General features: G+C 62.9%; 13 protein-coding genes. 5 read left to right on the top strand and 8 right to left on the bottom strand.

Annotated features, from left to right (window positions below; genetic code table 11):
* Positions 1–40: 40 nt before the first annotated feature.
* From P9292_RS08800 to P9292_RS08770, 7 genes are read right to left on the bottom strand one after another with little or no spacing between them, the layout of a single operon-like run.
* Positions 41–466 carry a thioesterase family protein gene (locus tag P9292_RS08800; protein ID WP_244830559.1) on the bottom strand — a complete coding sequence of 142 codons (426 nt, stop codon included), beginning with the start codon at positions 464–466 and terminating at the stop codon, positions 41–43.
* A 38-nt stretch (positions 467–504) separates the two neighbouring features.
* A complete protein-coding gene (locus tag P9292_RS08795) occupies positions 505–783 on the bottom strand; it encodes a hypothetical protein (protein WP_309958601.1) in 279 nt (92 codons plus the stop codon).
* Complete coding sequence (locus P9292_RS08790; protein WP_309958600.1) at positions 770–1,750, bottom strand: Gfo/Idh/MocA family oxidoreductase; 981 nt, start codon at positions 1,748–1,750, stop codon at positions 770–772. Before P9292_RS08790 ends, P9292_RS08795 begins: the two co-directional genes overlap by 14 nt.
* A gap of 18 nt (positions 1,751–1,768) precedes the next feature.
* Positions 1,769–2,620 (bottom strand): sugar phosphate isomerase/epimerase family protein, encoded by an 852-nt coding sequence (locus tag P9292_RS08785; RefSeq protein ID WP_309958599.1) that lies wholly within the window; start codon positions 2,618–2,620, stop codon positions 1,769–1,771.
* A 38-nt stretch (positions 2,621–2,658) separates the two neighbouring features.
* Positions 2,659–3,828, bottom strand: coding sequence for a dihydrodipicolinate synthase family protein (locus P9292_RS08780; RefSeq protein ID WP_309958598.1), 1,170 nt, complete (start codon positions 3,826–3,828; stop codon positions 2,659–2,661).
* Between the two features lie 7 nt (positions 3,829–3,835).
* Positions 3,836–4,615, bottom strand: coding sequence for a 3-ketoacyl-ACP reductase (locus tag P9292_RS08775; RefSeq protein WP_309958597.1), 780 nt, complete (start codon positions 4,613–4,615; stop codon positions 3,836–3,838).
* On the bottom strand, positions 4,612–5,757 hold the full coding sequence (locus P9292_RS08770) for an acyl-CoA dehydrogenase family protein (RefSeq protein ID WP_309958596.1): 1,146 nt from the start codon (positions 5,755–5,757) through the stop codon (positions 4,612–4,614). The genes P9292_RS08775 and P9292_RS08770 overlap by 4 nt, the downstream gene beginning before the upstream one ends.
* Before the next feature lie 202 nt (positions 5,758–5,959).
* On the opposite strand from P9292_RS08770, the gene P9292_RS08765 reads away from it, so the two are divergent.
* On the top strand, positions 5,960–7,492 hold the full coding sequence (locus tag P9292_RS08765; protein ID WP_409015135.1) for an acyl CoA:acetate/3-ketoacid CoA transferase: 1,533 nt from the start codon (positions 5,960–5,962) through the stop codon (positions 7,490–7,492).
* A gap of 40 nt (positions 7,493–7,532) precedes the next feature.
* Here P9292_RS08765 and P9292_RS08760 read toward each other — a convergent pair whose 3' ends face one another.
* Positions 7,533–8,216: a TetR/AcrR family transcriptional regulator gene (locus P9292_RS08760; RefSeq protein WP_244830546.1), complete on the bottom strand. Its 684-nt coding sequence runs from the start codon at positions 8,214–8,216 to the stop codon at positions 7,533–7,535.
* A gap of 193 nt (positions 8,217–8,409) precedes the next feature.
* On the opposite strand from P9292_RS08760, the gene P9292_RS08755 reads away from it, so the two are divergent.
* The 4 genes from P9292_RS08755 to P9292_RS08740 all read left to right on the top strand — a co-directional run bounded on the left by P9292_RS08755 (position 8,410) and on the right by P9292_RS08740 (position 13,853).
* The gene (locus P9292_RS08755; RefSeq protein ID WP_309958594.1) at positions 8,410–9,918 is read left to right on the top strand and encodes an aldehyde dehydrogenase family protein; all 1,509 of its coding nucleotides are present in this window, start codon (positions 8,410–8,412) and stop codon (positions 9,916–9,918) included.
* A gap of 84 nt (positions 9,919–10,002) precedes the next feature.
* Positions 10,003–11,676 (top strand): GMC family oxidoreductase, encoded by a 1,674-nt coding sequence (locus P9292_RS08750; RefSeq protein WP_244830543.1) that lies wholly within the window; start codon positions 10,003–10,005, stop codon positions 11,674–11,676.
* An 81-nt stretch (positions 11,677–11,757) separates the two neighbouring features.
* Complete coding sequence (locus P9292_RS08745; RefSeq protein ID WP_244830542.1) at positions 11,758–12,837, top strand: sugar ABC transporter substrate-binding protein; 1,080 nt, start codon at positions 11,758–11,760, stop codon at positions 12,835–12,837.
* Positions 12,834–13,853: an ABC transporter permease gene (locus P9292_RS08740; RefSeq protein ID WP_309958593.1), complete on the top strand. Its 1,020-nt coding sequence runs from the start codon at positions 12,834–12,836 to the stop codon at positions 13,851–13,853. Before P9292_RS08745 ends, P9292_RS08740 begins: the two co-directional genes overlap by 4 nt.
* Positions 13,854–13,867: the final 14 nt, after the last annotated feature.

The following is a 13,867-nucleotide window of genomic DNA, read 5'->3' as shown; positions in this document are numbered from 1 at the left end:
CATCAAGCCTTGGCAATGCGCGCGGCGTGGATTTTCAAGGTCAATCCTGCGCCGCGAACTGCATCATGCGCTGCCTCAAGTCTTCCGGCAGCGCGACCGAAGTCTGATCGTCGAACGAAAACAGCACGACGGTCTGCTCGATTTTCGCGCGCAACTCATCTTCGAGAGCAGCTTCAAGACTGAGTTTGATCGAACTTCTGCCCAGATCGCGGACCTTCAGGGAGCAACGAAGCGTCTGTCCATGCTTGCTCGGCGCGACGAAATCCGCCTGAATATGCACCGTGGGAATGCCGAGTCTTTGTGTGCCGATGAAATGTGCGTAATCCACGCCCAGTCCGTCATTGAACCAGTCCTCGAGCACCTCATGGAACAGGACGAAGTATTGCGGATAGAACACGATGCCGGCAGGATCGCAGTGCTGAAACCGCACGAGTTTGTCGCAATGAAAGGCCCTGTTTGTCGTCATGTCGCGGCTCCGGTCGAAAGTAGATGTCGGCGACATCATCACATGAGAGAAAAGCTGGAGCCATCCTTGGCAATGCGGATGGCTTCATCGAACGATGCAGCCGTCGCCACGTGCCGATGGTTCACACTCACGAGCCAGCCCTCCGAGGCAAGGCACCAGCGAATCTTTCCGCTGTCCATCAGCGCCGAAAACCAGCGCCAAAGGGAAGCGTCGTCCGCATTCGCGCACGCGGCCGCCAGCGCGCGCGTTTCGCGAAGTTGCTGAACGTCGATCATCGACGTCGCTTTCTTGGTCATGGTCGTGCTAGCGGTTGGCATGAGACAGCACCTCGTCGATCACAAGCTGGTTGCCGAGAGAATTTTCGAGCGTGAATGCAAGCGGTTCGCCCGGTCGAAGCACCGCCGCGCCGAAGTTTTCGACCATCGACTGATACTGATCGACATCGCCGAACTCGACGGTCTCCGCTTTGCCCGTTCCATCCAGGCGGATATGAACCTTCGCGTCGCCGTACACGCCAGGGTTGAACGGCGCATCGAGCGAGAGCCAGCCTTTCGATCCATGAAAGATCATATGCTGGCGGCGCGCGAGTTGAGTGCCGCAGTAAAAGTGTAGATCGAAGCCAGAAAACGTGAGGTCGCAGACCGCGAGCTTGTCGGTGCCATAACGCGGATCGATGGTGATGTCCGCGCCGATCGCAAGCGGCTCGAGACCAGTCGCCATGCGCGTGGTGACGACCGGATAGACGCCGATATCGCGCACACCGCCGCCGCCCAATGCGAGATCGTTTTTGAGTGCATGGGGATCGTCGTTGAAATACGTGAAGGAGCCTTCCACGAGCCGCAGTTTGCCAAGCGTCCCGCGCGCGATGCACTCCTGCACGAACGCCCATTGCGGATGGTGCGCCACCATGAACGCCTCGCCACAGACGAGACCCGTCGAATCGCGCAGCGCGATCAACTCCCGAACTTGCGAAGCCGTCATGGCGATGGGCTTTTCGCACAGCACATGCTTGCCGGCGAGAAGCGCTTTTTTGCACCACTCGAAGTGACTCGCCGTTGGCAGCGGAATGTAGATGGCATCGACCTGATCGCTGGCGAGAACTTCGTCGTAACTTGCATATGCGTTTGCGATGTCGTGTCGTGCAGCGAAAGCGGCCGCGCGCTCGCGATCGCGTGCCGCCACGCACACCACGCGGCCATTGGACGACCGCTGAATGGCGGGCACCACGAACTTGTCGGCGATTTTCGCGGCGCCGAGCACGCCCCAACGAACTGTCTCTTGCATGATGATTGTCCCTCGCAGTCAGCACACTGTTTGCAAGCGATCCGCGCAGATGCGCAGCACTTCGTCCGGATCGCGCCGCCACCAGTTTTCTTTCGAGAAAATCTCGACTTCGACGAGTCCGTCATATCCGGCTTGCTCGACGTTACTGCGCACGGCCGCCAGGTCGATGCCGCCATCGCCCATCATGCCGCGATCGAGCAACAGATCGCGTGTCTCGCGCAACCAGTCGCATACATGAAACGCGAGCAGGCGATCGTCTTGTCCCGCCCGCCCGATCGATGCCTGAAGCGCCGGGTCCCACCAACAATGATAGACATCGACGGCAACGCCGAGAAAGCCGCCATGTCCGGGATCGACCTGCGCGCAGATATCGAGCGCCTGCGCGAGCGTGTTGAGCACGGCGCGATCCGCCGCGTACATCGGATGAAGCGGTTCGAGCGCGAGCGGCACGCCGCACTCGCGCGCCGTATCCAGCAATTCGGCGATGCCTTCGATCACCTGTGCGCGTGCGCCATTCAGATCGCGACTGCCCTCGGGCAAACCTCCGACGACCATCACGAAGCAGCGTGCGCCGAGTGTCGCGGCATCGCGCAGGGCTGCCTTGTTCGCTTCGATATTCGCCTTGAATTGCGCGCGACTCGCCGCCGGCAGATATGTCGAACGGCAATAGCCCGTGACGCTCAACCCGAGCGCCCTGATCTGCCGCGCGATGTCGGCGACGTTCGCGTTCTCCACCTCGTGACGCCACGGCGCAATGCCGCCAAATCCCGCTGCGGCGATGCGGTCGATCGTGACGCTCAACGCCTCGCGATGGCCAAGCGTCGCCGTGTTGATCGAGCACAGATCGAGTCTTCCCTGCAGGTTTCTCATGTTGATCCCCGTGTGATGTCGAAGGCGATCAGCCGCGATTACTCGGCGCAACCGAGCGCTGCCATGACTTTCCGCACTCGGCCGATGGCGTCGTCGGGATTGCGCAGCAGGCCGGCCTGATCGGCGAGACGAAAGACCTCGGCGAGATAGGCGGGCGGACGCATGCCGTGGTGGCCGCCAAGCATGAAGAAGTGGTCCTGAAAGCCGTTTAGATACGCGAGGAATACGACGCCCGTCTTGTAATACTGCGTCGGCGCACGAAAGATATGGCGTGACAGCGGCACGGTCGGCGCGAGCAGCGTGTGGAATGTATGGAGGTCGTCGTTGGCGAGCGCGGCGAGCGCCTGCGAAGCGGCTGGGGCAATCGCATCGAAGATGCCGAGCAGCGCATGCGAGAAGCCTCGTTCATCGCCCGCAATCAGACTTGGATAATTGAAGTCGTCGCCGGTGTACATCTTCACCTTGGGCGGCAACTGACGCCGGAAGGAAATTTCCTTGGCGTCGTCGAGCAGGGAAATCTTGATGCCATCGACATGATCGACGCTGTCGCCGATCACATCGAGGCACACTTGCGCCGCGCGCTCATACGACGATTCGCCCCAGTAGCCGGCGAGTTCCGGATCGAACATCTCGCCGAGCCAGTGCAGAATCACGGGCTCGTTACACATGGCGAGCACTTCGCGATAGACGCGCCGATAGTCGTCGCTCGAGCGCGCGACTCGCGCGAGCGCGCGGCTTGCCATGAGGATGACGCGTCCGCCGACGCGCTGCACGGCTTCGAGTTGCTCGGCGTAGGCGCGAATGACCTGATCGCAGTTGGTGATCGAACCGGGCGAGACATGATCGGTGCCACAGCCCGATGCGATTAACGCGCCGGGAATATCGCGCGTGCCTTCCACTGTACGCGTGATGAGTTCGAGGGCGCTGTTCCACGTCAGGCCCATGCCGCGTTGCGCGGTGTCCATTGCTTCGGCAATGCCGAGACCTTGCTTGATGAGGTAGCGCCGATAGTCGAGCGTGCGTTCCCAGTCGATGGCGGGTGGCGCGTTCAGTTCACCCGCGCGCAGCGGATCGGCCACGACATGCGCCGCCGAATACGCGATGCGATTGAACGGCCGCGCGGGCGTACGCACATCGAGCGGTGTGCCTTGCAGACGGTAGCTTTCTATCGTGCCGAGCGAGGTCGGCAGCTTGAGCGTTGAGTTCATATGCGGTTCAGTATTTGTTGACGAGTAAGCCGCCATCGACACGGATGGCCTGTCCGACGCTGTACGGCAAGCCGCCGGTCGCGAGCGAGCGCACGGCCGTCGCCACTTCCCGCGGCGTGCCCCAGCGTTTTATGGCGGTGAGCCCTTGCTCCATTTGCGCGTCGTAGCGCGCGCGCGAAGGCGCTGTCATCTCGGTCTCGATCAGGCCGGGCTGCACTTCGTAGACGGCGATTCCATGTTCGGCCAGGCGCAGGGAAAACAACGTCGTGGCCATAGACGATCCCGCCTTCGACACGCAATATTCGCCGCGCAAGGGAGACGCCGCGACCGCATTCGACGAGGTGATCGTGATGACGCTCGGATGCGCCGCCCTGCTCTTGCGTATGCGAGACAGAAAGTGCCGCGCAAAAGCCTGCGTGAGAAAGAACGTGCCGCGTGTGTTGATGGCCATGCACCGGTCGAAGCTCTCGGGCGTTACATCGAGCAGATCGCCGCGCGACATGACCGACACGCCCGCGTTGTTCACGAGGCAATCTATAGGAGCGTCGAGCCGCGTTTCGATATCGTTCAGCGTGGCGTGATGCGAGGCGATATCCGCTAGATCGGATACGACGGCAATGGCACGCGCGCCGGTTTCTTCGACATCGGCGACGGCTCGATCGAGTTCGTCGGAAGCCACGGCGTCGGTCAGCGCGATATCGAAGCCCGCGCGGCCCAGTTCGACGGCAATCGCATGGCCGATGCCGCGCCGGCTGCCCGTGACGAGCGCAACAGGACGCGCGCTCATAACGATGCTCCGTTCGCAATCAGATCGCGCGCAATGATCGTGCGCTGAATCTGGTTCGTGCCTTCGTAGATCTGCGTGATCTTCGCGTCGCGATAAAGCCGCTCCACTTCGTAGCCGCGAATGTAGCCGCTGCCGCCGAATATCTGCACGGCGTTGGCGCTGTGCTTGACGGCCGTGTCGCCCGCGAAGCACTTGGCCATCGAGCAGGCGATGCTCGCGCGCTCGCCGGATTCGAGGCGCGCGGCGGCATCGTGCACGAGCAGGCGCGCGGCCTGAATGTCCTTCGCCATGTCGGCGAGCATCCACTGAATGCCCTGGAATTCGGCGATATGCGTGCCGAACTGCTTGCGTGTCTGCGCGTATTCGAGCGCCGCTTCGAGACCCGCCTGCGCAATGCCGACCGCGAGCGCGGCGATGCCCACGCGGCCCTTGTCGAGCGCGCTCATCATCATGTGAAAGCCGCGTCCTTCTTGTCCGAGGAGCGCGTCTTCGGCAAGCTTCACGCGGTCGAAATGAAGCTCGCCCACCTGCGATGCGCGCTGTCCCATCTTGTGTTCCTTCGGCCCCTTCGATACGCCCGCCAAGTGGCAATCGACGATAAAGATGCTCATGCCGCGCTTGCCCGCAGCCGGGTCGGTACGCGCGAGCACGAAGGCGAGGTCGGCGACGGGCGCGTTATGAATCCACAGTTTCGCGCCGCTGAGTTCCCAGCCGTCGGCGGTGCGCGTGGCCGTGGTGCGGATGCCGGAAACGTCCGTTCCCGCGTCGGATTCGGTAATGCAGTAGGCCGGACGCAACTCGGCGCGCAGCAAAGACTCCAGGTACTTCGCACGTTGCGCGTCGCTGCCATGCGCGCTCAACAACGTGCCGACGAGTTCGAGCAGGCCGCATTGATCCGCCACCGACGCATAGCCGCGCGACAACTCTTCCATCACGAGCGCGTAAGCCGTGACATCCATTCCCGCGCCGCCGAACTGCTCCGGCACGGTGATGCCGAAGAGTCCCAGTTCGCCCATCCGCTTGTAGATCTCCGCTGGAAAACGCTCTTCGCGATCCAGTTCCTCGGCCAGCGGCCGGATGACTTCCTGCGCAAACCGCCGCGTCGTGTCGCGAATTTGCTCGTGCGTTTCCGAGAGTCTCATGTTGTCTCCATGCATATCGTCAGATCAGATATTTGCGGCAGGACTTGCGTTGAAGGTTTACCCGCAGCCAGTCGAAATACCGCTTGAATTCAGAGGTTTCGTGTGCCAACATTCGCAGCAAGTAACCATCTGGTGGGTTATTTAAGACCAACGAATGGCCGCTGTCAATGGCTTTTGCGGCTGCTTCCCAAAGGAGCTTTCAGTGAACAAGTGGACGGATGCTGCCGCTGCGGTCGGGCAGATTTTCGATGGCGCGACCATCGCACTCGCGGGTTCCGGCGGCGGGCTGCTCGAAGCCGACGCCGTGCTTGCCCAACTCGAAAAGCGCTTTCTCGAGACGGGACATCCGCGCGATCTGACCATCGTCCACGCGCTCGGCATCGGTGACGCAAAGGGCAGCGGCCTCGGCCGATTTGCGCATGAGGGCATGGTCAAACGCGTGATCGGCGGACATTGGAGCTGGGCGCCCGCCATGCAGAAGCTCGCTCGCGACAACGCCTTCGAGGCCTACAGCTTTCCCGCCGGCGCCATCAGCACGTTGCTGCGCGAGATTGGCGCGGGGCGGCCCGGACTCGTCACGCATGTGGGACTGCGCACCTTCGTCGATCCGCGTATCGATGGCGGGAAGATCAACGAGCTCGCAAGCGAAGACCTCGTCGAGCTGATCGAACTCGATGGCCGCGAATACCTGCGCTACAAGCCGTTCAAGGTGGATTTCGCCATCGTGCGCGGTTCATCGGCGGATGAGAGCGGCAATGTCACGCTGCGCCGCGAACCGGCCGACCTCGATGTCTACGCCGCCGCGCTCGCCGCGCATAACAGCGTTGGCCGCGTGATCGTGCAGGTGAAGGAGCGCGCCCCGGAAGGCTACGTGCCGGCGCGGCTCGTGCGCATTCCGGGCATTCTCGTCGACACGCTCGTGGAGACACCGGAGCAAGTGCAATGCGTGGTGTCGGACTACGACGCGGCCTTGAGCGGTGAAGCGCTGTGTACCATCGGCGAAGGCTTCTACGAAGTGCCGACGGGCATTCGCCGCATCATCGCGGCACGCGCGGCGCTCGAACTGTACGAAGGACAATCGGCCAACTTCGGCTTCGGCATTCCGGGCGGCATTCCCGCGCTGCTCGCGGAGCAAGGGCGTCTCGGCACGTTCTGGGGATCGGTCGAGCAGGGCATTCACAACGGCGCGATGCTCGACGGCCCCATGTTCGGCACCGCGCGCAATGCGCACGCCATTCTGTCGAGTGTCGATCAATTCGATTTCTACAGCGGCGGCGGCGTCGATGTCTCCTTTCTCGGCATGGGCGAAATGGATGGCGCAGGCAACATCAACGTGTCGAAGCTCGGGTCGACGGTCGTCGGGCCGGGCGGCTTCATCGACATCACGCAAGGCGCACGCAAGATCGTGTTTTGCGGGAGTTTCGAGGCGAAAGGGCTGGATGTCGAACAGGCGGGAACGCGCTTGAAGATCGTGTCGCCGGGCAGCGTGCCGAAGCTCGTCGAACGCGTGCAGCACATCACGTTCAGCGGCGAGCAAGCATTGCGCAGCGCGCAGGAAGTGCTTTACGTGACCGAGCGGGCGGTGTTCCGGCTGGAAGCCGAAGGCGTGCGGCTGATCGAGGTTGCGGACGGCGTGGATATAGAGCGCGACGTGCTGGCGCGCATGGCGTTTCGTCCGCTCGTCGATGCAGCGTTGCTCGCGCGTATGTCGGCGGCGCAAGAGAAGGTGGCGTGACATGGCAACGCCGCTGCCCAAGATGCTCGCCGTGCCGTTTTCAAGGCCGCACGAGCCTCAGGATGGTGTCGATATTGAAGTCGAGACGGCTCTTGAGTGCAGCCTTGTCCATGAAGTCGATGTCGAAGATCACGCCGCTCGTAAAGCGATTCGTGAGGTAGTAATAGCCGATGGCGGCCATCGTGATATGCAGTTGCCGCGCATCGACGCCACTACGAAACACGCCCGCTTCGACGCCGCGATCGAGGATACGTTGCAGCATCGAAATGAAGCCCTGATGCAATTCCTTGAAGCGCTGCGACTTCTTGACGTGCCGCGCGCGATGCAGGTTCTCGCTGTTCACGAGCGTCATGAACTCGGGGTTCTTCAGGTAGTAGTTCCAGGTATGCGTGGTGAGCGCGACGATGGCTTCCTCGGGCGAGAGATGGTCGAGGTCGAGCTTGAGTTCGGCGGAGCGGATGTCGGCATACACGTCTTCGAGCACCGCGACGAACAACTCCTCCTTGCTGCCGAAGTAGTGATAGATCATCCGCTTGTTGGCCTTGGCGCGCGTGGCGATGGCTTCCACTCGTGCGCCCGCCATGCCGAGCTTGGCGAACTCTTTTTTCGCGGCATCGAGAATCCGGGCCTTCGTTACTTCGGGGTCCCGCTGTCTGGGTTGACGGGTGACGACGGCTTCGGCGGACTTGGATGCGCTTCTCGGCGTAGCGGGGGTGAGGGTCATGTGCGTGGTCGAAGAATGAGCGGTCGGGATGCCTGAAGGCACTCGGTATGTCAGCGACTATAAACCAAAAATCGGCTTGTACGGAAGTAACCGGATGGTGCAGAATGGGTTCCGTCGACGTGAGGCAGTGACCTTGTTCTCACGCTTGCAGCGAATGCCAGGCGCACCGCGGAAATGTTGAATGGAGACGGATATGAGTGATTTGAGCGAACTCGCAGCCTCGCTGCATCTTCCCGACGAGCCGCTGCGCACGCCGATGTACATCGACGGAAAAAGTCATGCGGGCTCATCCGCCGAATGGGTGACGCGCAAGAGTCCGGGGCACGGCGTGGGCGTCACCGCGACGCTGCGTGCGTCATCCAGCGATCTCGATACAGCCGTCGCCGCTGCTCGACGCGCTTTCGACGATGGCCGCTGGTCGCGCTTATCCGGCGAGCAACGCGCAACGGTCCTTTTGAAAGCCGCGCGCCTGATTCGCGACAACGTCGAGGCGCTGGCGTATCTCGAAACGCTCGAAAGCGGCAAGCCTGTCGGCCAGTCGCGCGGCGAAATCACGGCGGCCGCGGGCATCTGGGAGTATGCGGCGGGCCTTGCACGCGTGGTCCATGGCGACTCGCACGACACGCTCGGGGCCGACATGTTCGGGCTGGTCATGCGTCAGCCGGTGGGAGTCGTCGGCATCGTCACGCCGTGGAATTTTCCGTTCTTCATTCTTTCGGAGCGTCTGCCCTTCGCGCTGGCTGCGGGATGCACGGTGATCGTCAAGCCGTCCGAACTGACATCGACCACGACGCTCAAGCTCGCCGCGTTGCTCACCGAAGCGGGTCTGCCGGACGGCGTGGTCAACGTCGTGACCGGTCTCGGTCCGGTGGTCGGGCAGGCGCTTGCCGAACACATGGACGTCGACATGATCTCGTTCACCGGTTCGACGCAAGTGGGCCGTTCGGTGCTCGCGGCGGCGGGCGGCAACATGAAGAAGGTCGGGCTTGAGCTCGGCGGCAAGAATCCGCAGATCGTGTTCGCCGATGCCGATCTCGACGACGCCGCCGACGCCATCGCCTTCGGCATCGCGTTCAACGCAGGACAGTGCTGCGTGTCGGGCAGCCGGCTCGTGGTGCATCGCTCGGTCGAAGCGGAGCTCGTCGAACGTATCGGCGCGGTGCTTGCCAAGGTGCGCATGGGCGATCCGCTCGACGCGTCGAATCATGTCGGTGCAATCGTCGAGGCGCGGCAGTTCGACAAGATTCGCGGCTTTATCGATGCAGGCACGCACGACGGCGCGCAACTCGTTTGCGGCGGTAACGCCAGCAGCGATGGCGAGCGCTTCTTCATCCAGCCGACGGTGTTTCGCAACGTACAGCCGGGCAGTTCGCTCGCGCAGGACGAAATCTTCGGGCCGGTTCTTTCAGTGACGCCGTTCGACGGTTTCGACGAGGCTATCCAACTCGCGAACGGCGTGCCGTACGGTCTCGCGGCGAGCATCTGGACGCGCGACCTGCAAGGCGCGTTCAAGACTCTGCGCGATGTGCAAGCCGGACGCATCTGGGTCAATTGCACGATTACCGGCGGACCGGAAATGCCCATCGGCGGATTCAAGCAGTCGGGTATCGGCCGTGAGACGGGACGCTACGGCGTCGAGGAATACACGGAGATCAAGTCCGTGCATGTGCAGCTTGGCAATCGGCCGCGCTGGATCGCATAGCGCGAGTGGTTCACGAGAGCGGCCTTCGAGAGCCGCGCGGATGGCCACGCGCGACTCGTGGCGAACAAAGAATCGGAGACAGCAATGTATGACTTTGTGATCGTTGGCGGCGGCGCGGCGGGTTGTGCGCTCGCGGCGCGTCTGAGCGAAGACGCAAGCAGCCGTGTGCTGCTGCTCGAAGCCGGTCCCGCCGATACCGACCCGTACATCCATATGCCGGTCGGCTTCTTCAAGATGACGAGCGGCCCGCTGACCTGGGGCTATCGCACGGTCGCGGCGGCGGAAACGCAACGGCGGCAAATTCCGTTCGCGCAAGGCCGCGTGCTCGGCGGCGGCGGTTCCATCAACGCGATGGTCTACACGCGCGGCCAACCCGCCGACTACGACGCATGGGAACGCGAAGGCTGCACGGGCTGGGGTTTTCGCGATGGCGTCCTGCCTTACCTTCGGCGCATGGAAGACAACGAGCGCTTGTGCAACGAGTATCACGGCGTGGGCGGGCCGCTCGGCGTGTCCGATCTCATCAGCGTCAACGAACTGACCAAGGCCTTCGTGCTGGCGGGTCAGGAAGCGGGCCTGCCGTATAACAGCGACTTCAACGGCGCGCAGCAGGAAGGCGTCGGCGTGTATCAGGTCACGCAGCGCGGCGGCAGGCGTTGCAGCGCGGCGGTCGGCTATCTGCAACAGGCGCGCTCGCGCGGCAACCTCACCGTGAAGACGAACTGTCTCGTGTCGCGCATCGTGATCGAAAACGGTCGCGCGGTGGGCGTCGAATATGCCGATCAGAACGCGCGCTCGAATGTGATCGTGGCGCGCGCCGAGCGCGAGGTGATCGTGACGGCGGGTGCAATCGGTTCGCCCAAGATACTGATGCTCTCGGGCATCGGCCGCGCGGCGGATCTCGAACGCGTCGGCATCGAGCCGCTGCATGCGCTCGACGGCGTCGGCGCCAATCTGCAGGATCACTTCGACATCGACATCGTCTATGAGCTGAACGGTCCGTACAGTCTCGACAAGTATGCGAAGAAGCACATGATGCTGCTCGCCGGTCTCGAATACAAAATCTTCAACAAGGGACCGGTGACATCGAATATCGCGGAAGGCGGCGCCTTCTGGTATTCGGCCAGCGACGTGCCGACGCCCGACCTGCAGTTCCATTTTCTGCCGGGCGCGGGCGTGGAAGCGGGCGTGCCGCCGGTGCCGTCCGGTTCGGGCTGCACGCTGAACTCGTACTTCCTGCGTCCGAGAAGCCGTGGGAACGTCACGCTTCACAGCGCCGATCCCGCCGATGCACCGGTCATCGATCCTGCCTACATTCGCGACCCCCACGATCTCAAGGTGGCCGTGGAGGGCATTCGCCAAAGCCGCGAAATCATGAGTCAGAACGCGCTCGCCAAGTACATCAAGAGCGAGCACTTTCCGGGCGGCTCGGTACGCACGCAGGCCCAATACGAGGCATACGCGAAGCAATACGGACGCACGGGCTATCACCCGGTCGGCACCTGCAAGATGGGTATCGACGAAATGTCCGTGGTCGATCCGCAGTTGCGCGTGCATGGCATCGAAGGGCTGCGCGTGGCGGATTCATCGGTGATGCCGCGTATCGTCAGTTCGAACACGAATGCGCCGACGCTGATGATCGCGGAGAAAGCCTCGGACCTGATTCGCGGACTCGTTGCGGCGAAGGCGCCCGCGACGGGCCAGCTGGCGGCGCACGCGGGCCGCTCGCTGCACGACGTCACCGTGAGCGTGGCGTAGGCGCCTGAAGGGTTCGGCAGCATCGGATTCTTCGAGCCATAAATAACTATCCGTCTATTTATTCCATTCGTGGGAGACATCATGTCTGAACAACATCAACGCACGGCTTTCTCGCGCCGGGACTTCATGAGGCTGGGCGCCGGAGCCGCATTCGCGGTGGCGGGTGGCGGCTTGTCGAGCCTGTCGCTCGGCGCGGACAAGACGACGCTCGCCTGTTCGTTTCGCTCGCTCACCAATCCCTATCACGCGGCATTCAACAAGGGCGCGCAGGGCTTTGCCGCGAGCGCCGGCCTGCCTTATGTACCGCTGACGACCGAAGGCAGCTCCGAGAAAGGCATTGCCGACATTCGCGCGCTCCTGCAACGTACCAACGGCAACCTCGTCCTCAACGTCGATCCCAACGACTCCGCCGATGCCCGCGTGATCGTCGAAGCCTGCTCGAAGGCGGGCGCGTTCGTGACGACGATCTGGAACAAGCCGAAGGACTTGCATCCGTGGGACAACAACCCGAACTACGTGGCGCATCTTTCTTACGATGGCGTCGCGTACGGCGAGGAAGCGGCGACGCAACTTTTCAAGGCGATGGGCGGCAAGGGCGGCGTCGTTGCGCTCGGCGGCATCTTCAGCAATGTCCCGGCGATCGAGCGCAAGGCCGGTCTCGAAGCCGCGCTAAAGAAGTTCCCCGACATCCAGTTGCTCGACTTCCAGGTGGCCGACTGGAACTCGCAAAAGGCGTTTCCGATCATGCAGGCGTGGATGACGCGCTTCAACTCGAAGATCAAGGGCGTATGGGCCGCGAACGACGACATGGCGCTCGGCGCCATCGAAGCGTTGCGCGCCGAAGGGCTCGCGGGCCAGATGCCGGTGACGGGCATGGACGGCACGCCGCCCGGACTCGCCGCGATCAAGGCGGGCGAACTGATCGCGTCGGTGGACTGGGACCCGTATTGGCTCGGCGGCATCGGCTTGTCGATGGGCTTGCAGGCGAAGGACAAGAAGATCGACGTGGCCGCCCTGCCGAAGGACCGGCGCGAATCGTATTGCAAGGCCACGTTCGTGACGAAGGCGAACGTCCAGGACGTCATCAAGCGGGCGGCCGCGCCTGGCGGTGACTGGAACAACCTCTATGCCCGCGTGTCGGGTCCGGTGATTTATCGATGAACAAGTTGACCGTGGCGCCCACCCGGCAGGCCGTCCGCATAACAACAACCGGGACTCCATTGGTATCGAAGCAGGCTTTGCTGCGACGATTCGCACCCGTTCTGGTGCTGGTGGCGCTCGGTCTTTGCATCGGCGCGCTGAACCACGATTTCTTCGATCCGATGAACCTGTCGCGAATCGCGGTGGGCGCGGCGATTCCGTTGACCATCGCCTTGGGCGCCGCGTTCGTGATTCAGCTCGGCAGCATCGACCTGTCGGCGGAAGGCATCGTCGCGGTCGCGGCGATTGCCGTGTCGATGCTGGTCGAGAACTCGTACAACGATAACCACTACGGGCTGTGGGTGCTCGCCGTGGCGATCGCGGCGGGCGCGCTGCTCGGCCTCGCCAATGGCGTGCTGCACGTGTTCCTGCGCATCCCTTCGTTCATCACGACGCTTGCCGTCGGCTTCGTGGCGACGGGAATCGGCACTGCGTGGCTGTCGGGAAACACCATCCGCGTGAGCGACCCGATGCTGCGCGCCATCTCCATCACGCGTTATTTCGGCTTGCCTCTGTCGGTGTGGATCGCGGTGCTGGTGCTGGGAATCGCGTGGTTCGTCTACAAGCACACGCTGCTCGGCCGGCATACGCTTGCCATCGGCGGAGGCGAGGACCTCGCGCGTCTGAGCGGCGTGCGGGTATCGCGCGTGCGCATTGCGGTCTTCGCGCTGGCCGGTGCGTTCTATGGCGTCGCGGGCATTCTGGCCGTCGCGCAATACGGTCAGGGCCACGCGCGTATCGCCGATGGTCAGTTGTTCGTGGCGATCACCGCAATCGTGGTCGGCGGCACGTCGCTCGCGGGCGGCAACGGCAGCCCGATGAACACGCTCGTCGGCACGCTCATCGTCATCGTGCTCGGCAATGGCATGGTGCTGCTCGGCGTTCCGCCTTACGTGCAGCAGGGCATTCAAGGCGTGCTGATCATCGCGGCGGTAACGCTCGCGCTGAATCGTTCGCGCCGGCGCATCGTCAAATGAGCGTGAGGAGATGA

It is taken from the genome of Caballeronia sp. LZ001 (genome assembly GCF_031450875.1).
GTDB lineage: Bacteria > Pseudomonadota > Gammaproteobacteria > Burkholderiales > Burkholderiaceae > Caballeronia.
The sequence above is the reverse complement of the archived record's forward strand: the minus strand, read 5'-3'. Positions and strand labels throughout refer to the sequence as shown.